We start from the raw sequence: 18409 nt of genomic DNA, 5'->3' as shown, positions 1-18409 counted from the left end.
GACAGTGCGGTAATAGAGGTAGGACCCGTACTGTGGGTTCTGTCGCAGTGCTGGAGCAGTGCTGGAGCCGGAGTCGGAGTCGGTCAGAAGGGGGCGCGCGAAGCCCATGAGCGGTGTCATGAAGCGTATGGGGATGATCTTCCGCGCGAAGGCGAACAAGGCCCTTGACCGGGCCGAGGACCCTCGCGAAACCCTCGATTACTCGTACCAGAAACAGCTGGAGCTGCTGCAGAAGGTGCGCAGGGGGGTCGCGGACGTCGCGACCAGCCGCAAGCGCCTGGAGCTGCAGCTCGGCCAGCTGAACTCGCAGTCCTCCAAGCTGGAGGAGCAGGGCCGCAAGGCGCTCGCGCTGGGCCGTGAGGACCTCGCCCGTGAGGCGCTGTCCCGCCGCGCCGCCCTCCAGCAGCAGGTCACCGACCTGGAGACCCAGCACCAGACGCTCCAGGGCGAGGAGGAGAAGCTCACTCTGGCGGCCCAGCGACTCCAGGCCAAGGTCGACGCCTTCCGTACGAAGAAGGAGACCATCAAGGCCACGTACACGGCGGCCCAGGCGCAGACCCGGATCGGCGAGGCGTTCTCCGGCATCTCCGAGGAGATGGGCGACGTCGGCATGGCGATCCAGCGCGCCGAGGACAAGACGCAGCAGATGCAGGCGCGCGCCGGGGCCATCGACGAACTGCTCGCCTCGGGCGCCCTGGACGACCCCACCGGCACGGCCAAGGACGACCTCACGGCCGAACTGGACCGGCTCTCCGGCGGTTCGGACGTGGAGCTGGAGCTTCAGCGCATGAAGGCGGAGCTGGCGGGAGGCTCGTCCGGCTCCCAGCAGGCCATCGAGGGCGGCAACGGCCAGAATCAGCAGCAGGCGCAGCCCCAGGACACCCCGCGCTTCGACAAGCAGTAGTCGCCGCCGCAGTAGTCGCCACGAGGAGGCCGTCTTGATCGTACGGATCATGGGCGAGGGTCAGCTGGAGTTGGCGGACAGCCACTTCACCGAGCTGTCCGAGCTCAACAAGCTGGACGACGAACTGCTCGCCGAGATGGAGGGCGGCGACGAGGCCGGTTTCCGCCGCACGCTCGGTGCCCTCCTCGCAGCGGTCCGCCGCGAGGGCAAACCGCTGCCAGAGGACTCTCTGCAGCCGTCGGAGCTGATCCTCCCGGCGGAGGACGCGACGCTCGACGAGGTCCGCGACATGCTCAGCGACGACGGCCTCATCCCCGGCTGATCCGGCCCGTCGCACCCGTGCGGCTCTCGCCGCGGCCGACCGGGTCTGGACCCTCGTCGGTGGGCGGTGCCTGCGCCTGGTCGGGCGTCGGGTGTCGGCTCGGGCGGTCTGCCGTGCCGCGCCAGGTGTCGGCTCGGGCGGTTTGTCGACGGGCGCCGTCCTGTGAGGTCGGGCGCTGCGCGCCGCCCTGGGCAGTCCGCTTCCCTCACTCTCGGACCGGCGTCGCGCGGCTCGGGGGTCGGACCCCGTTTCGGGTCGGCAGGGCGGGCAAGGCGGCAGCCACGGTGCGGCGTGACCGGTCGGTGGGGTCGGGCCTCGGCGTCGTGCCCCCGGCGCGGGGCGGCCCACTCGTGGAGCCCGGAGCCCCGTACGCCGCCCCCGGTGCCGCGCCGCGCCCAGGGCGGCTACCGTGACCCCGGTGAACCCCTTCGTACGGTGGGCCAAGGCGCACCCTCTGGCCTTCGACGCCGCCCTGGCGCTCGGCGTGCTGGCCTGCATGATCGCCGGGTCCTTCGTCGACCCGCACGCCCCGCAGGGCGCATATGGCTGGGGCGCCCGCACGCCCGGCCCGTACAGTCTGCTCCTGATGCTGCTCGGCGCCGCAGCGCTGGTCCTGCGCCGCCGCGCGCCGCTGTCCGTGCTCGCGGCGACCGTCACCGTCTCCGTCGTCGAGCTCGCCACCGACGACCCCCGCGTCCCGGTCGTCATGTCCGCGGTCGTCGCCCTGTTCACCGTCGCCGCCAACACCGACCGCCCCACCACCTGGCGCGTCGGCCTGGCCACGATGAGCCTGCTCACCGCCGTCGCCATGCTCGTCGGTCCCATGCCCTGGTACGCCCAGGAGAACCTCGGCGTCTTCGCCTGGACCGGCATGGCAGCCGCCGCGGGTGACGCGGTCCGTTCCCGCCGGGCCTTCGTCGCCGCGATCCGCGAGCGCGCCGAGCGGGCCGAACGCACCCGCGAGGAGGAGGCGCGGCGCCGTGTCGCCGAGGAGAGGCTGCGCATCGCCCGGGACCTGCACGACGTCGTCGCCCACCACATCGCCCTGGTCAACGTCCAGGCCGGGGTCGCCGCCCACGTCATGGACCGCCGCCCCGACCAGGCCAAGGAGGCCCTGTCGCACGTCCGCGAGGCCAGCCGCTCCGCCCTCGACGAACTGCGTACCACCGTCGGCCTGCTGCGCCAGAGCGGCGACCCGGAGGCCCCGACCGAACCGGCGCCCGGCCTCGACCGGCTCGACGACCTCGTGGACTCGTTCCGCCACGCGGGCCTGCCCGTCGACGTGGCCCGCGCCAAGGACGCCCCGTCGCTGCCCGCCTCCGTCGACCTCGCCGCCTACCGGGTCGTACAGGAAGCCCTCACCAACGTGCACAAGCACGCGGGTCCCGGCGCGAAGGCCGAGGTCAGCGTGGTCCGGGTCGGTATGCACCTGGAGATCACCGTCCTGGACGACGGTTCCGGCGCCGACGCCCCCACACCCGATCGCAGCGGCGGCGGCCACGGGCTGCTCGGTATGCGCGAACGCGTCACCGCGCTCGGCGGCACCCTCACCGCCGCCCCGCGCTACGGCGGCGGCTTCCGGGTCCATGCGATCCTTCCGCTCGACGCCCGTACGAGTACGAGCGCCGGCGCGAGCGCGGGTACGAACACGAACACATCCACGACCACGTCCACGAGCACGACGACGTCCACGTGCACGTCCGAAGGCGCCACCACAGACGCAGCCACCACGGGGGACTCCACCGCATGACGACCAGCACGACCAGCACGACCGCCGGCCCGACCGCAGGCCCGATCCGGGTCCTGCTCGCCGACGACCAGGCACTGCTGCGCAGCGCGTTCCGCGTGCTCGTCGACTCCGAACCCGACATGGAAGTCGTGGGAGAGGCGTCCGACGGCGCCGAGGCCGTCCGCCTTGCCAGGTCGCAGCGGCCCGACGTGGTCCTCATGGACATCCGGATGCCGGGCACCGACGGCCTCGCCGCCACCCGCGAGATCAGCGCCGACCCCGAACTCGCCCACGTGCACGTGGTGATGCTGACGACGTTCGAGGTCGACGAGTACGTGGTCCAGTCGCTGCGGGCCGGCGCCTCCGGCTTCCTCGGCAAGGGAGCCGAACCCGACGAACTCCTCGGCGCCGTACGTGTCGCGGCCGCCGGGGACGCGCTCCTGTCACCCGCCGCGACCAAGGGCCTGATCGCCAAATTCCTCGACCAGGCAGAAGGCCACGAGGACGCCGAACGCTCCAGCGGCGAACACGCGGAACGTCTCGCCACGCTCACCGGCCGCGAGCGCGAGGTCCTCGTCCAGGTCGCGGGCGGCCACTCCAACGACGAGATCGCCGAGCGTCTGGAAGTCAGCCCGCTCACGGTGAAGACCCACGTCAACCGCGCCATGGCCAAGCTCGGCGCCCGCGACCGCGCCCAACTCGTCGTCATCGCGTACGAATCGGGCCTGGTACGCCCACGAGCGGACTGAGAAGCCGCCGGAGCCCGGTCGGTCCCGGCGGGCCCCGGCGGCGCGAGCCCTACGGCAGCGCGAGCATGCGCTCCAGGGCGAGCTTCGCGAAGTGCTCCGTCTCGCTGTCGACCTCGATGCGGTTGACGAGGTTGCCCTCGGCCAGCGACTCCAGCGCCCACACCAGGTGGGGCAGGTCGATGCGGTTCATGGTCGAGCAGAAGCAGACCGTCTTGTCGAGGAAGACGATCTCCTTGCCCTCGGGAGCGAAACGGTTCGCCAGGCGGCGGACCAGGTTCAGCTCGGTGCCGATGGCCCACTTCGACCCGGCGGGCGCCGCCTCCAGGGCCTTGATGATGTACTCGGTCGACCCGACGAGGTCCGCCGCCGCGACGACCTCGTGCTTGCACTCGGGGTGCACCAGCACGTTCACGCCCGGTATGCGCTCACGCACGTCGTTGACCGAGTCGAGCGAGAACCGGCCGTGCACCGAGCAGTGACCGCGCCACAGGATCATCTTGGCGTCGCGCAGCTGCTCGGCGGTGAGGCCGCCGCCCGGCTTTTGCGGGTTGTAGACCACGCAGTCGTCGAGGGACATGCCGAGGTCGCGCACCGCCGTGTTGCGCCCGAGGTGCTGGTCGGGCAGGAAGAGCACCTTGGTGGCGCCGGGCTCGCCCTGCTCGAAGGCCCACTTCAGGGCGCGCTCGGCGTTCGACGACGTGCAGATGGTGCCGCCGTGCCGACCCGTGAACGCCTTGATGTCCGCCGACGAGTTCATGTAGGAGACGGGGACCACGGAGTCGGCCACACCCGCCTCGGTCAGCACGTCCCAGCACTCGGCGACCTGTTCGGCGGTGGCCATGTCGGCCATCGAGCACCCGGCCGCGAGGTCCGGAAGGACGACCTTCTGGTCGTCGCCGGTGAGGATGTCCGCGGACTCGGCCATGAAGTGCACACCGCAGAAGACGATGTACTCGGCCTCGGGGCGCGCGGCGGCGTCACGTGCCAGCTTGAAGGAGTCCCCGGTGACGTCCGCGAACTGGATCACCTCGTCGCGCTGGTAGTGGTGGCCGAGCACGAACACCTTGTCGCCGAGCTTCTCCTTGGCCGCGCGGGCACGCTCGACCAGGTCGGGGTCGGACGGCGAGGGCAGGTCGCCGGGGCATTCGACACCCCGCTCGCTCTTCGGGTCGGCCTCACGGCCGAGCAGCAGCAGGGCGAGCGGAGTCGGCTGTACGTCGAGCTCCGAGGTCTGGGCGGTGGTCACGACACGCACCCTTTCTACTTTTCGTCGAATTGACGTTATTAATCATAACCGCTTCACGTCAGTTTGACGATGGCCAAAAGGTCGGTGTGACGCATATCCCTGCGGCCTTCCGGGGCGCGAGTGTGTGCGCCTTCCGCGCGGCCATGAACAGGGTTCGAGCAGGATCGGGGGCGTGAGCGCTGATGACGTTCAGCAACCGTCAGGTGCCTGCCTGCCTGCTGCGGTCTTCCGTCGGAGCAGGTCGGAGTCGGCCCGGCCGCTGTCGGTGGACTGTGATCCGGTCGCGGTGGTCAGCTTCCGCGGCCGTTCGCGCGGTGGCCCGTGGCGACGGTCGTGCGCGCAGCCGTGTGCCGGCCTTCTCGCCGGTCATGCGGTCGGGGACGGTGCGCCTGGTGAACATCGAGCCGGTGGATCGCAGGACGGCGACAGTCGCATTGCGGCAATCAAACCGGTCGCTGTTCACGTGATTTCAGAATCTCGTACTGTGCGAACTTCTGCCGCCCTCTTCTGCTCCTGCCTCCGAACACAAGAAGCAGGACTATTGCGGCCGGCCCCAGGGCGAGAGACACGAAACTCCAGTCCCTCGGGTCGGCGCCCCTGCGCGGCGCCAGTCGATAAGCGATCAGGCTGGAAGCGCAGTTTACGGTAATTCCGGTGATCGCCAGGAAGAGTTGCGTCATTTCTTGAATTTCTCCAGCGGTGCGCGTCTGGCACGGTGTCGCGATGGTACTGAAGGGCGAACTGGCGCCGCGTGCCTCGCGGGGAGGCACGCGGCGCCGTGATCACCCTAGTGATTCAGGATTCCCGTTGTCGGCCCGCCGCCGGGTGGGGCTGCGTCGCGCCCAGTGTGCACGGCTGCCGACTGTCCGTTCGCCTCTAGTAGTAGTGATAACTCGAGCTGTAGATGTACGGGCTCTCGTAGGCGGTGGTTCGCCAGGTCCAAATCCCGAAGGGCTTGATCTCGTACGTTGCTTTGGACATGTACCAGTAGTAGGTGACTCTCAGGTGCTGCCAGTGTCTCCTGTGCTTGCGCTTGAAGTAGTAGTACTGCTTGCCGTAGCGGGCCTTCAGTCCAACGATCTTTATCTGATTGGCCGAGGTGGCCCACCAAATGATGTTGATGAGGTTCCGCTTCCACCAGCTCTTCATCCATCTGCCCCACGTGTCTCTCCAGTGACCCCAGTGGATCCTCGACACGTAGGTCTGGCGCCAGCTGGAGAGACCGGTCAGGTCGTAGCAGTTGACGGGGTCGCCGTGGCAGTACTCGTAGGCGTTGGCGTTGCCTCCGAAGACCCGGTCGATGGACAGGAAGCGGCCGGTGGCGGGGTTGTAGAGCCGTGCGCCCATGAGGGTCAGGCCGGTGAGCGTCTCGCTGGAGCGCTGCTTGGCACCGAGCCAACCGTAGCGGGCCGCGGTCTGCCCGGCCCGGGGGTTGCCGTACTCGTCCGAGTCGAGGGCGAGGGGGGCCTTGCTGGTGTCCAGCGGGAGCTGGAGCGCCACGTCGCCGTGGATGCTGGTCAACTGCAGCACCGTGTCGCCGGTCTTGCTCGTGGTCGCGGCGAGGTCGCCGGAGGCGGAGGCGACGTTTCGGGTCAGTGCGCCCGTGCCGGTGTCCTCGACGATCCAGCGCGGGGTGTCGCCGTCGTTGTCGTAGTGGTTGAGTTTGGACGCGGTCTGTGTCCAGGCACTGCCGCTGCCGGTCTCGACGGTCCAGGAACGCAGGCGCATGGCCGCGTCCAGCTTCCAGGTCTGGCGCTCGCCGCCCGCGACCTGCTGGTAGGGCAGATCGTTCGCGTAGTAGTCGATCGTGCCGTTGCCGGGCACGGCGGTGGTGCGGCCGAAGGCGTCGTAGGTGTAGCCGGAGTCGACGATGCGGTCGGCGCTGTCGTAGGTGTGGCTGGTGGTGGTGCCTCCACTGGTCGGGCAGTCGGCGCCGGGGGTGCCGGTCGCGGTGGTCAGGGACTTGCGGTTGGTGCGGTCGTCGAAGGCGTAGGTCCGCTTGGTGCAGATCGTGTCGGCGGTGTCCTCGACGGTTGTGAGACGTCCGGTGGCGTCGTAGTGATAGGCCTGGTCGGACCAGCCGGCGTGGCCGGCGACCTGGCCGTGGATGGACTCGGTGACGGTGTCGGAGTAGACGGTGGCGCCGTCGCTGTCGCGTGTGTAGGTGCGATCGGTCGTGGACCCGGTGGTGTCCCTGGTCTGGGTGAGGGTGTAGCCGCCGGGCAGCTTCTCGGTGGCTACCGAGCCGTCCGGGTCGTAGGTGGCCTTGAAGGTGCCGGCCACCGAGTCGGTGGTCGACGTGACCAGTCCGCGCGGTTCGACGCTGGGGTCGTATGAGTAGGTGACCGTGGACGGGACGGTGTCAGCAACCTTGACCGGACGGTTCAGCAGGTCGTACTCGGCCGTGGTCTTGCCGTTGTCGGCATCCGTGTACGAGATCTGGCGGCCCAGCTTGTCGTACGCCTTGGTGATCGTGCCACCGTCGGGTGAGGTGGCCTTGACGGCGCGGCCGGTGGCCGGGTCGTACTCGATGGTGGACTCGGGAACCGCCTGGCCGACGCCGCCGGTGGTGGCGACCTTGGTCTCGCGTCCCGCGTTGTCGTACGACGTGGTGGTGGTGCGCGTCACTCCGTTCGCGGTCTCGGTGACCTTGTTCGGGTTACCCCACCAGTCGTACTCGGTGGTGGTGGTGGGCAGTCCGGTCGGGTTGGAGCCGCCGCCGGTGATGGCGCCGCCCGCGGAGACGGAGCAGACCAGGTCGGCCCACTCCGGACGCCCGGCGCAGGTGCCGGTGCCGGTCGCGGACCAGTAGGTCGTCACGCGTGTCCCGGCATCGGTGCCGGTGGCTCCGGGCAGGAGCTGCTTGACGATGCGGCCCTGCGTGTCGTACTCCGTGGTCTCGGTGATCGCCAGACCGCCCGGGTCCTTGATCGTCTTGGTCGGCAGGCCCTTGGCCCAGTCGTAGACGGTCTGGGTCACGCGGGTCTCGCCCTGGACCGAGGGGTGGTCGCGCACCTGGGCGCCGATGGTGGTCTTGGTGATCTGGTCCTTGACCGTGGCGGTGCCGTCGGTCGGGCGGCCGGCGTCGTACTCGTTGACCGTCCAGCTGCGGGCGGTGACCGACGTGTCCGCCGTGACCAGTGTGGTGGTGCCCTGCTTGAGATCGGCGGTGAGGTCGATCCTGTGCAGCGGCCCGAACTCCTCCAGTTCTCGGGTTCCGGTGTCGTTGTAGACGGAGCGGGTGTCCAGCAGGTCGGCCCGCTCGGCGCTGGTGAGCTGGGCGATACCGAGGTCGGCCTGCGTGGCCTTGTCGCCGGTGGTCAGGCCCAGGGCGACGGCGCGGTCGGCCGCACCCAGTTCACGGACGGTGTTGCCGAACCGGTCGTACTCGGTGGTGGTGATGTGCCCGCCGGGGGTGGCGGAGTTGACCTCGTGGCCGGACACGCCGAGGTAGTGGATGTCGGCCCGCTCGTAGTCGGCCGCTGTCAGCGAGCCGCCCGAGTTGGATGCCGGGACGGCGTCGGCCGGGAAGATGGCGGTGGCGTCGGTCGGCGCATCGAGCTGGCCCCACGCCTTCACGTCCGTCGCACCCATCGGGTAGGGGGCTGTGGTGCCGGTCAACGGCACGTCGTAGACGACGCTGGTGGTGGCAGTGCCCTCCTCGACGTCCGTGGTGCCCTGCTTCAGGCCCGAGCGGTTGACCTTGAGCAGCATGCCGTCGCCGGCGGTGGCCGCGTTGCCGGCCTTGCCGTAGGTGAACCACCAGGGCAGCTCGCCCGGCGGGGTCAGTCCGGTGACCCGGCCCGCCGAGTCGTAGCCGTAGGCGGTCATGGCGGCGTAGCCGATCTGTGGGTTCCACGCCTCCCGCAGACGGCCCGAGACGTCGTACAGGTATTTCTGTACCGACTTCGCACTCGCAGCAGCGGCACCCGGCTCGGTCGACCAGGCACGGATCTCCTGGACCTGCCCGGCGATGTCGCCGTAGGCGGTGCTGGTGGCGGTGGTGGAGGTCGCGTACACGAACTCCAGCGCCCTGCAGCCCTTGGTGGACGTGTCCGCGGTGCACGCGGCCGCCGACGCCGCCGACGTCGGGGCGATGATGAGCTTGGGCCGCGCCAGCGCCTTGCCGTCCACCGTCACCGTCTCCGAGACCACGGTGGTCGTGGAGTCGGACAGCCCGTCCCGCAAGGTGCTGGAGACCTGCCAGGTGGTGGCGGCCGCATCCGGCTTGGTGAACTTGGTGACAGTGCCGTTGGTGTCGGTGAGGGTGAAGCTGCCACTGACGCTGCCCTTGAGGGTCAAGTCCTCGGAGCCCGGCTCGGGAATCCAGCCGGTCTTGGCCGCATTCGCCGTGAAGTGGGTCTCCTTGCCCTCGGAGTCGACGACGGCCACCGCCGTGTCGGAGATCCTGCGCAGGTGGCTGTAGTCGGAGTCGGTCATCTCGGCGACGGTGCCGGAGACCCATTCCTTGCCGAAGATCGGAGCCTGACCCTCCTGCTGGGCACCCTTGTCCGGCGTGCGGGAGGACGCGCTGCGGGAGACCGACAGGCCGAAGGCGGAGGCGTCGGTGGCCGACAGAGTGTAGTTACCGGTCAGCAGGTTCACGCTGCCCGGCCCGGCCTCCTCGGTGGCGGCGCCGTCGGCGTTGCGGTCGACGACGACGGCCAAGGGCTCGGTGCTGCCAGAGGCGCCGCCCGGTCCGGTGAAGTCGGCCTTGATCTGCACGGTGCCGTCCGGGTCGACCGTGGTGGTGGCGTTCCAGACCAGCTGTGCGTTCTTGCCGCCGGTCAGCGGCACCGGCCAGGCGGTGAGCGGGTTGCCGCCGGAGGTGACGTCACCGACGGGGATCTTGACCCAGGCGTCGGCTTCGGAGCGGCGCCAGGAGAAGGAGACGTGGTCGTACTTGGATGCGTCGGCCTCGGCGACCAGCGGCAGGCGGCGTGCGGTGCGATCGCCGTCGGAGGGCTGCACGAATCCGCCGGGCCCGGCGTGGAAGGTGTAGTCGACGGCCTCGGACTTGTTGTCCGCCTTGTCCACGGCCCGCACCTGCAGGGTGTGGGTGCCGTCCTTGGGCGGGGTGATGCTGATGGCCTTGTCGGCGCTGGAGCCGCCGGTTGCCACCTTGGTCCAGCTCTCGCCGTCCAGCGACCACTCCAGCCAGTTGTGATCCGCGGCGGGCGGGGTGACCGTGAACGTGCCGGCCTGGCCCGCGCCCTTGACCCACTGGTCCGTCGGGTAGTCCGTGGACGTGATCTTCGTGGGGGCGGACGGGGGGCTGGTGTCGACGGTGAAGGTCTTCCACGCCGACCAGCCGAGGTTGTAGTGCGTGCCGTCGTACGGGGTGGTGCGGAACTTGTACGTCTTGCCGTTGCTGAGCAGCCCGGACGGCACGGTCACCGAGGCGACCTGCCCGGACGGCACCCAGTCGGACACCAGGTATGTGCCGACCTGGGTGTCGGTGGCCGAGTCCCGTATCTCGAAGGTGCCGTCGACCTTGTCACCGTCGGCGTCGACGAAGGTGTCCCGCAGCGTCGGCGTAGTGGTGTTCACCACGTAGTCGCCGCCGTAGGAGAAGTACGGCGGGCCGGCCTCCTGATCGGTACCGGTGCGCGGCCGGTAGTTGTAGTTCACGACCAGCTTCGGTGGATTCGAGGCCGCGTTGGCGGAGTTGACCCGCTTCCACTGCGCCACCACCGACTCGTCACTGGCGCGCAGACCCATGTGGCTGCGGGTGGCCTTCGCGGAGGCCCACTCCTGCACCAGCGTGGTCACGTCGGCGTTGATCCAGCCGTCCGGCTGGGTGGAGCAGCCCGCGTTGCCCGTGGTCTCGGTGGAGGTGGCCTTCTTCGCGATCCAGGACGGCTGCGAGGTCCAGCGCGAGGAGGTCGACGCGGCCCCGGTGGACCACACCTCCCACGGGTACGCCTTGCAGTCGGTGTTGGCGGAGTGGAAGTTCCACAGCGACAGCTTGGCGTCCAGGACCAGCGCGTCCTGGATCGGCGTGGTGTTCCACGTGATGAAGGAGCGTGCTGTGCGCGGTGTGCCGTCCGCGTTCTTCGTGCCCGGGTTGCCCAGGTCCAGTTCGGTGTCGGTGGACCAGTCGACGGTCTCGCCCTGCTGCACGTAAGTGTCGAAGACGTTCGACAGCGAGGAGGTGGACGGGTCGACGGTGACCGGATAGACGGTGCTCGGGTCGGCGAGGAACTTCGCGTCCGGGGTCACCACCAGGTTGATGGAGGAACCTTTCTGCACCACCTTCAGGCCGACCTTGGCCTTGTGGGTGTGCTCGCCCGACCGCTTGTCGACGGTGGCGTCCCACATCACCGGGGCGGGCATCACCGCCTGTTTCTTGTTCTTCTTGTCGGTGAACAGCACGCTGCCGTCGGACAGTTGCTTCGCCTTCAGACCCTTGGCCTTCAGCGGCAGCGTGTAGGAGTAGCCGTCCGAGCCGGGGCGCTGCTTGATGTCGACGTACTGTTCGAAGCCGGTCCGCGTCGCCTCGACGACGACGTCCGCACCGGGAACGGCGTTGACGTATTCCGCCCGTGTCCCGTCCAGCTTCGGCTTCGGCAGGCCGCCCTTCCACTGCAGGGTGACCTGCCGGTCGCCCTCGCCGAGCGTCACCAGATCGGTCGCCTTGGCCTTGCCCGCCGCCTTCATCGACTTCGCGGGAGTCCCGGACTCGCCGGCCAGGCGCAGTCCGCGCGGATGGGCCTTCGGCTCGACCGTCCCGTCCGCTTCCCTCACGAGGTCGAGGTCCACTTCGCGCCAGGCGCCCGTGGTCTTGTCCCTGAACCGGACGGGTCCGGCGGTGAGTTCGGTGGTGAGGGAACCGTCCTTGTTCGCCCAGGTCGTGGAGGTCTCCGTTCGTTCGGAGAGTGCCTCCACCCGCTTGCCGGACAGTCGGGCGGCGATCCGTGCGGAGGGGATGTCCGCAGCCTGTGTGGCAGCCGCCTTCTGCACGGCCTTGGTGCCCTGGGACATCGGGGCCGCGACGGTGTACGCGCCGTCCAGCAGGGTGACGGCGAGGGCGAGCGAGAGGCTGCCCGCGATCCAGCGGGCGCTCTTCCCCAGCCTGGAATGTCTTCGTCTGTAGCACGAAGGCTTGTGAACCATGCTGATTCTTCACTCCGGTCTTTCATGTGCATCACAGGCGTGATGCCGGCGTGAAAGTAGCCTGGGTCAAAGGGCACCAATGATGCCCAACTCTCAGCAAAGACGCCTCCACCCTCAAGATAGTTATGGTATTGACATTCGTCTTGAGGGGCCGGATGGCCCCGATGCCGAGGACGAGCAGCGGCCTCGCCGGGAGTAGGCGTTTCTGGTTACTTGCGGACCCTGTGGGGCGCACAGGACTCCCCCCGGATCTGCATCTGCATCTGCTTCGCCACCGCGGACCGCCAGGGCCGACACCGTGCCCGATACCTCGTGCACACCATGGGCGGCCGTCTCTGGGGGTCCGCCGCCTGGTCACCCCGAGGGTCGCGGCCGCCGGCGGTCAAGCGCGCCCTCGAACGGAACCGCCCGCCCCGCGCTTCTAGGATGGCCCGGTGCCGTACTTCGAGATCGTGACAGTCATCGCCGCGCCCCCTGAGCGGGTGTTCGAGACAAGTCTCGACGTGGAGGTGCACTCGCGGTCGATGGCCAAGTCGTCGGAGCGGGTGGTCGGGGGCCGGACCCGAGGTGTGCTTTCGCTCGGTGACACCGTGACCTGGCAGGCCCGCCACTTCGGTCTGACATGGCGGCTCACCTCCCGGATCACCGCGTACGACTCGCCCGGGTACTTCGTGGACGAGCAGGACGCCGGCCCCTTCGGGCGATGGCGTCACGCTCATCACTTCGAGCCGGACGGCGCCGGTGGCACCGTCATGAAGGACGTCATCGACTTCGCGTCGCCGTTCGGACTTCTCGGACGTGTCGTCGACCGAACCGTCCTGGACCGGTACATGCGGCGGCTCATCAGCACCCGCAACGCCTACCTCGCCGACGCCCTGGGCTGCCAGAAGGGCTGACGCGCGTCACTTCTGGACGGCCGGGCGGTATCCAGGGCTCACCGTGGCCGCCGGGACAGGTGACACGTCGGCGTGGGCGATGAAGCATCGCGCGGTGCCCGAGAAGCGACCGCGCCGTGCCGAGCGCGGGGTGCCGCGCGGCCGTCCACAGCTCCGTGCCACGCGCCCGGCCGGTGTGCGAGCATGAGAAGGGAAGCAAGAAACGCGACAACGCGACTGTCCGGCCCGGAATGAATCCGCGGTGGCGCCGGTTGCAATGGTCGGCAAGCAGTCTCCGTACAACCCGGGAGAGATGTAGATGTCCGTATCGGACGAGACCACCACCGTCAGCGACGGCATCATCCTGAGCGACGCCGCCGCGGCGAAGGTCAAGGCCCTGCTCGACCAGGAAGGCCGGGACGACCTGGCCCTGCGTGTGGCCGTTCAGCCGGGTGGCTGCTCGGGCCTGCGCTACCAGCTCTTCTTCGACGAGCGCTCGCTGGACGGCGATGTCGTCAAGGACTTCGGCGGCGTCAAGGTCGTCACGGACCGCATGTCGGCCCCGTACCTGGGCGGCGCGTCGATCGACTTCGTCGACACGATCGAGAAGCAGGGCTTCACGATCGACAACCCGAACGCGACGGGCTCCTGCGCCTGCGGCGACTCGTTCAGCTGACCGTCGTCGGCCGGAGAGACCAAGAAGGCGCAGAAGACGAGGACGCGTGTGCCGGTCCGGCGAGGACCGGGCACACGCGTCCTCGTCATGCGTCATGCGCTGTGTGCCGTGCGACGAGCGGCGTGGCTCACGAAACGCCCCCGGGGTGATTCATCGTGGCCGGCGGCACCGCGTGGCCGTCCGTCCCGACGACCTTCCGCCCGTCAAGGGGTGAGTGGAGCGACACCCGCAGCGTGTGGAACTTCGCCAGCGCCTCGCAGATGGTGCCCTTCTTCGACCTCTCGGTGACGCGTACCGTCACCCGCTTCGGCCCCTCGCTCGCCGAAGCGGTGTACTTCTGGCACACGCCCCCGGTGAAGTGCAGCGTCAGCGCGCGCCCGGACGCGTCCACGTCATACCCCTCGATCCTCACATCGCGCGTGACCGTACCGCCGCCACCCGACGGCGCCGGGCTCGCGGACGCCGAACCGCTGCCGGGCGCCACGAGATACGCCGGGTCGACCGCGGTATGCGTCACGGTGGTCCTCGCACCGCGCCCGTCGTTGCCGCCGCTCCCCGCGGGCGCCACCTGGAACAGCCAGGACGGCACCAGGGCCCGCCCCCCGTCCACGTACCGCGCCGCGAGGCCGAACGTGGCCTTGGTCACCGTGGCCGTCACGCTCGCGGGCGGCCGCGGCGGCGACGGCGGCCCGCACGCGCCGCCGGCCGTCACAGCGTCCGGCCTGTCCCGCTCGCCCAGCGGCGCCGAGGTCGCACAGGCCGCGCCGCCGCCCGAGGCGGACCGCTTGGCCGCACGGTTCATCAGGGCGAGCGTCCGCTCCGCGCTGATCACGGGATACGTGGCGCCCTTGACCGGAGCCTTCAACGTGCCGCTGCCGCCGATCACCCGGCCGCCCGGACCGACCTGGACACCGGTCGTCCAGCCGTACGTCGGCAGACCGCCCACCTCCGGGTCGGCGTTCACCACGCGGGTCGCGCCCATCACCTGCTCGGCGTCGAGCTTCGCGTCGTCCTGGCCGAGCGCCTTGAGGACCGGCGCCGCCGCCTTCTCGGCCACGGCCGCGCTCACCGCGTCGCCCGCGCTGCCGCTGCCCACGCCGTGGCACTTCGGGCCGCCGGAGCAGGGCGCCTGCGTGAACATCCAGGTGCCGGGCGCGGCCCGGTTCACCCGCAGGGACGGACCGGATCCGGCCTTCGCCGGGCCGAGAATCCACGCGCCGCCCTCCAGCCTCGGCGTACCGCCGAGCCCGAGCGCCCCGCCGAGCCGGGCCACGTCCGCCGCGCTCACCGTGCCCTCGGCCCGGTAGACGGCCGCCTTGCCGGGACCGTCCGGCAGGTCGCCGGTGGCCCGGTACCGGGTGCCGCTCGGGTCGGGCTCGCCCGGCGCGATGCCGGTGGCGGCACCGGGGCCGCCACCGGCCGAGTAACCGTCCAGGGCGAGCGGCGGGGGAGCGGGCGCACGCTCCGGGCCCGCGTGGACCGGTCCGCTGTCGCCGAACGCCGTCGCCGCCAGGTAGGCGCCGCCGCCACCGGCGACGAGAACGGCCGCCGTGACCATGGCGATCGCCGGGGCGCGCCGCCGCCGCTGCCGGTCCGGCTTCTCCTGCTCGGTGCTCACCGCATCGCTCCTTCGCCTGCCACGTCGTCGTATCCGGCATCCCCCCGATGAGGTACAGCCACCGGGGACAGCCATGGGACGTGACGGGCGAGCGCACGGTTCCCTCCCGCGCGCCCGGCTGCCGAACTCAGCCGCCGAACTCAGCCGCCGAACTCAGCCGGCCAACTCAGCCGGCCAACTCGGCCGGCGAACTCAGTCGCCGAACGCGGCCGTCGAGTCGATCAGGCGGGCCGCCGAGACCGGCACCACCACGCCGTGGATCCGCGCCGACAGCGGGCCGGACACGGCGGCCGGAACCTTGGCCTCCACCTCCCAGTGCGCCCGCGGCGTCACCCAGTGCGGCACCATCCGGGCGCAGTCGCCGCGCAGCGCGGCGAGCCCGTCCCTGGTCATGAAGGACACGTCGTAGGTCATGTACGCACAGTAAGCACGGTGCGCGCGGCGAAAAAAGACCTACTATCGGGTAGTTTCCGCACTACAGGGCAGGGGGGTGGACCGGGTAGCGTGAACTGTCAAGCCCTCCCGTCTCCCACCACCACCCTTGCAACGGGCGCTTCGCGCGCCCCTCCTACTTCTTCAGGAAGCGTGCTCACGCCGTGCGAATCGCAGTCACAGGATCCATCGCCACCGACCACCTGATGACCTTCCCCGGCCGCTTCGCCGACCAGTTGGTCGCCGACCAGCTGCACACAGTCTCCCTCTCCTTCCTCGTCGACAACCTCGACGTGCGCCGGGGCGGGGTCGGCGCCAACATCGCCTTCGGCATGGGACAGCTCGGCACCGCGCCGATCCTCGTCGGCTCGGCGGGCTTCGACTTCGACGAGTACCGCGCGTGGCTCGACCGCCACGGCGTCGACACCGCGTCGGTCCGCATCTCCGAGACGCTGCACACGGCCCGCTTCGTGTGCACCACCGACGCCGAGCACAACCAGATCGGCTCCTTCTACACCGGTGCCATGAGCGAGGCCCGCCTCATCGAGCTCAAGACCGTCGCCGACCGGGTCGGCGGTCTCGACCTGGTCCTCATCGGCGCTGACGACCCCGAGGCGATGCTGCGCCACACCGAGGAGTGCCGTTCGCGCGCGATCCCCTTCGCCGCGGACTTCTCGCAGCAGATCGCGCGCATGAACGGCGAGGAGATCCGCCTCCTGCTCGACGGCGCCACGTACCTCTTCTCCAACGAGTACGAGAAGGGCCTCATCGAGTCCAAGACCGGCTGGACCGACGCCGAGATCCTCGCCAAGGTCGGCCACCGGGTCACCACGCTCGGCTCGCGCGGCGTCCGCATCGAGCGCTCCGGCGAGGACCCGGTCGAGGTCGGCGTCCCGGAGGAGAACGCCAAGGCCGACCCGACGGGCGTCGGCGACGCGTTCCGCGCGGGCTTCCTCTCGGGCCTGGCCTGGGGCGTCTCGCTGGAGCGGGCGGCACAGGTCGGTTGCATGCTCGCCACGCTGGTCATCGAGACCGTGGGCACGCAGGAGTACGAGCTGCGCCGGGCGCCGTTCATGGACCGGTTCCGCAAGGCGTACGGCGACGCCGCCGCGACGGAGGTCGAGGCGTACCTCGGGTGACCTGAGGGCGCGGGGAACCGCGTGACCAGCCACGACGAAAGCCGCGGACCCGTCCGCTCCTGCACCACGCGGACGCGTCTGGGGTTGTTCGCGGGTTGCTCGCGCCCGCGCGCGGCGGAGCCGCACATCGATACGGCCCGGTGTCCTTAGACGAGCCGCCGTACCGTATACCTCGCGCCGCCCCCGGGCCGCGCGACCGCCTCCACGTACTCCTGCCCCTGCGTGTGGCACCACGCGGGAATGTCGACGGCGGCGACCTCGTCGTCGGCGTCGACATGAACCGTGCCGCCCACCCGCACCTTCCCGATCGCCTTGCCCAGTTCGATCACCGGCTGCGGGCACGTCAGGCCCATGGCATCCACGGTGACCGACTCCGCGGCGCCCTCCGTGGGACCGGCCGGCGCGCCCAGTTTCTCCCGTACGTCCCGTACGACCCCGGGCAGCACGTCCAGGAACCGCTCCACCTCCTCCTCGGCCGTGCCCAGCGGCAGCGACACCCGGACGTTCCCCTCGCTCACCACGCCCATCGCGCGCAGCACGTGGCTGGGCGTCAGCGTGCTGCTGGTGCAGGACGAGCCCGAGGAAACGGAGAAACCGGCCCGGTCCAGGCCGTGCAGCACGCTCTCCCCGTCGACGTACAGACACGAGAACGTCACCAGGTGCGGCAGCCGTCGCACCGGATCCCCGACGACCTCCACGTCCGGGACGAGTTCGGGCACCCGCGTCCGGATCCGGTCGGTCAACTCCCGCAGCCGTGCCGCCTGCCCGGCCGCCTCGGCCCGCACCGCGCGCAGCGCCGCGGCCGCCGCCACGATGCCCGGAATGTTCTCGAAACCGGGTGCGCGGCCCGACTCCCGCTCGTCGAGCGGTCCTTGAGGCGCGAACCGCACCCCTTTGCGTACGGCGAGGATCCCGACGCCCGCCGGACCGCCCCATTTGTGGGCACTTCCGGCAATGAGTGACCAATCGCCCTCCACCGGCCCCCAGGCGAGCGACTGCGCCGCGTCCACGAGGAGCGGCACCCCTGCCTCCCGGCACGCCCGGGCCACCTCGGCGACCGGCTGCACCGTGCCCACCTCGTGGTTGGCGGACTGCAGGCACGCGAGCGCGGTGTCGGGGCGCAGCGCGTCGGCGTAGGCGTCCGGGTCGACGGCGCCCCCGCGTCCCACGCCCACCTCGGTCACCGTGCCCCCGTCCCGCTCGTGGGCCTGCCCCGCGTGCAGGACGGCGGAGTGTTCCACCGCCGACACGATCAGGTGACGTCCGGTCCGCCGCCGCCCGGCCAGCGCGCCCGCGACGCCCGCGTGCACGGCCGCCGTGCCGGACGCGGTGAAGACCAGCTCGTCCGCCCGGCACCCCACGGCCTCGGCGGCCGCCTCCCGGGCGGCGTCCAGCAGCATCCGTGCCCGCCGCCCCTCCCGGTAGAGCCGGCTCGGATCGGCCCACCCCTCGTCGAGCGAGGCCCGCAGGGCCTGCCGGGCAACGGGATGCAAGGGCGCGGACGAGGCCACATCGAAGTACGACACGCCGTAACGCTAGAGCCCCCGCGGCGATCAGGTGCGGCGGGGCGCGGCACCCCGCCCCCGACCCCCCGTCAGAAACC

The 18409-nt window shown here is 70.4% G+C and carries 12 protein-coding genes; 7 read left to right on the top strand and 5 right to left on the bottom strand.

What is annotated here, in order from left to right; genetic code table 11:
- The first annotated feature begins 106 nt into the window (after positions 1-106).
- The 4 genes from OFY01_RS17025 to OFY01_RS17010 all read left to right on the top strand — a co-directional run bounded on the left by OFY01_RS17025 (position 107) and on the right by OFY01_RS17010 (position 3704).
- Positions 107-904, top strand: a complete 798-nt coding sequence (locus OFY01_RS17025) for a PspA/IM30 family protein (protein ID WP_266600790.1) — start codon at positions 107-109, stop codon at positions 902-904.
- Between the two features lie 34 nt (positions 905-938).
- Positions 939-1226, top strand: a complete 288-nt coding sequence (gene pspAA, locus OFY01_RS17020; protein ID WP_266600788.1) for a PspA-associated protein PspAA — start codon at positions 939-941, stop codon at positions 1224-1226.
- A 418-nt stretch (positions 1227-1644) separates the two neighbouring features.
- Positions 1645-2976, top strand: a complete 1332-nt coding sequence (locus OFY01_RS17015) for a sensor histidine kinase (protein WP_266600786.1) — start codon at positions 1645-1647, stop codon at positions 2974-2976.
- Positions 2973-3704 carry a response regulator gene (locus tag OFY01_RS17010; protein ID WP_266600784.1) on the top strand — a complete coding sequence of 244 codons (732 nt, stop codon included), beginning with the start codon at positions 2973-2975 and terminating at the stop codon, positions 3702-3704. The genes OFY01_RS17015 and OFY01_RS17010 overlap by 4 nt, the downstream gene beginning before the upstream one ends.
- 49 nt (positions 3705-3753) lie before the next feature.
- On the opposite strand, the gene nadA is transcribed toward OFY01_RS17010, so the two are convergent.
- Entirely contained in the window at positions 3754-4950 is a 1197-nt protein-coding gene (nadA, locus tag OFY01_RS17005) for a quinolinate synthase NadA (RefSeq protein ID WP_266600782.1), read from the bottom strand.
- 876 nt (positions 4951-5826) lie between these two features.
- Positions 5827-11934, bottom strand: coding sequence for a DNRLRE domain-containing protein (locus OFY01_RS17000; RefSeq protein ID WP_266600824.1), 6108 nt, complete (start codon positions 11932-11934; stop codon positions 5827-5829).
- Positions 11935-12500: 566 nt separating this feature from the next.
- Between OFY01_RS17000 and OFY01_RS16995 the strand changes: the two genes are divergently transcribed.
- Positions 12501-12962 carry an SRPBCC family protein gene (locus OFY01_RS16995; RefSeq protein WP_266600780.1) on the top strand — a complete coding sequence of 154 codons (462 nt, stop codon included), beginning with the start codon at positions 12501-12503 and terminating at the stop codon, positions 12960-12962.
- Positions 12963-13260: 298 nt separating this feature from the next.
- The gene (locus OFY01_RS16990; RefSeq protein WP_028805207.1) at positions 13261-13617 is read left to right on the top strand and encodes an iron-sulfur cluster assembly accessory protein; all 357 of its coding nucleotides are present in this window, start codon (positions 13261-13263) and stop codon (positions 13615-13617) included.
- Positions 13618-13744: 127 nt separating this feature from the next.
- Here OFY01_RS16990 and OFY01_RS16985 read toward each other — a convergent pair whose 3' ends face one another.
- Both OFY01_RS16985 and OFY01_RS16980 read right to left on the bottom strand, forming a co-directional pair.
- Positions 13745-15235 carry a hypothetical protein gene (locus OFY01_RS16985; RefSeq protein ID WP_266600777.1) on the bottom strand — a complete coding sequence of 497 codons (1491 nt, stop codon included), beginning with the start codon at positions 15233-15235 and terminating at the stop codon, positions 13745-13747.
- Positions 15236-15427: 192 nt separating this feature from the next.
- The gene (locus OFY01_RS16980; RefSeq protein ID WP_266600775.1) at positions 15428-15649 is read right to left on the bottom strand and encodes a hypothetical protein; all 222 of its coding nucleotides are present in this window, start codon (positions 15647-15649) and stop codon (positions 15428-15430) included.
- Positions 15650-15831: 182 nt separating this feature from the next.
- Between OFY01_RS16980 and OFY01_RS16975 the strand changes: the two genes are divergently transcribed.
- Complete coding sequence (locus OFY01_RS16975) at positions 15832-16806, top strand: carbohydrate kinase family protein (RefSeq protein WP_266600774.1); 975 nt, start codon at positions 15832-15834, stop codon at positions 16804-16806.
- A gap of 146 nt (positions 16807-16952) precedes the next feature.
- Here the strand turns inward: OFY01_RS16975 and OFY01_RS16970 are convergent, their stop codons facing one another.
- Positions 16953-18332 carry a cysteine desulfurase/sulfurtransferase TusA family protein gene (locus OFY01_RS16970; RefSeq protein ID WP_266600772.1) on the bottom strand — a complete coding sequence of 460 codons (1380 nt, stop codon included), beginning with the start codon at positions 18330-18332 and terminating at the stop codon, positions 16953-16955.
- Between the last annotated feature and the right edge of the window lie 77 nt (positions 18333-18409).

Source organism: Streptomyces beihaiensis (assembly GCF_026274175.1).
Lineage (GTDB): Bacteria > Actinomycetota > Actinomycetes > Streptomycetales > Streptomycetaceae > Streptomyces > Streptomyces beihaiensis.
This window is presented reverse-complemented; position numbering and strand designations above follow the sequence as displayed.

Bases quoted from the DNA above. Each gene is read 5' to 3' on its own strand.
- OFY01_RS16980 (WP_266600775.1), bottom strand. From the start codon at position 15,649: ATGACCTACGACGTGTCCTTCATGACCAGGGACGGGCTCGCCGCGCTG.
- OFY01_RS17010 (WP_266600784.1), top strand. From the start codon at position 2,973: ATGACGACCAGCACGACCAGCACGACCGCCGGCCCGACCGCAGGCCCG.
- OFY01_RS17025 (WP_266600790.1), top strand. From the start codon at position 107: ATGAGCGGTGTCATGAAGCGTATGGGGATGATCTTCCGCGCGAAGGCG.
- OFY01_RS16990 (WP_028805207.1), top strand. From the start codon at position 13,261: ATGTCCGTATCGGACGAGACCACCACCGTCAGCGACGGCATCATCCTG.
- OFY01_RS17000 (WP_266600824.1), bottom strand. From the start codon at position 11,934: ATGTCCCAGGGCACCAAGGCCGTGCAGAAGGCGGCTGCCACACAGGCT.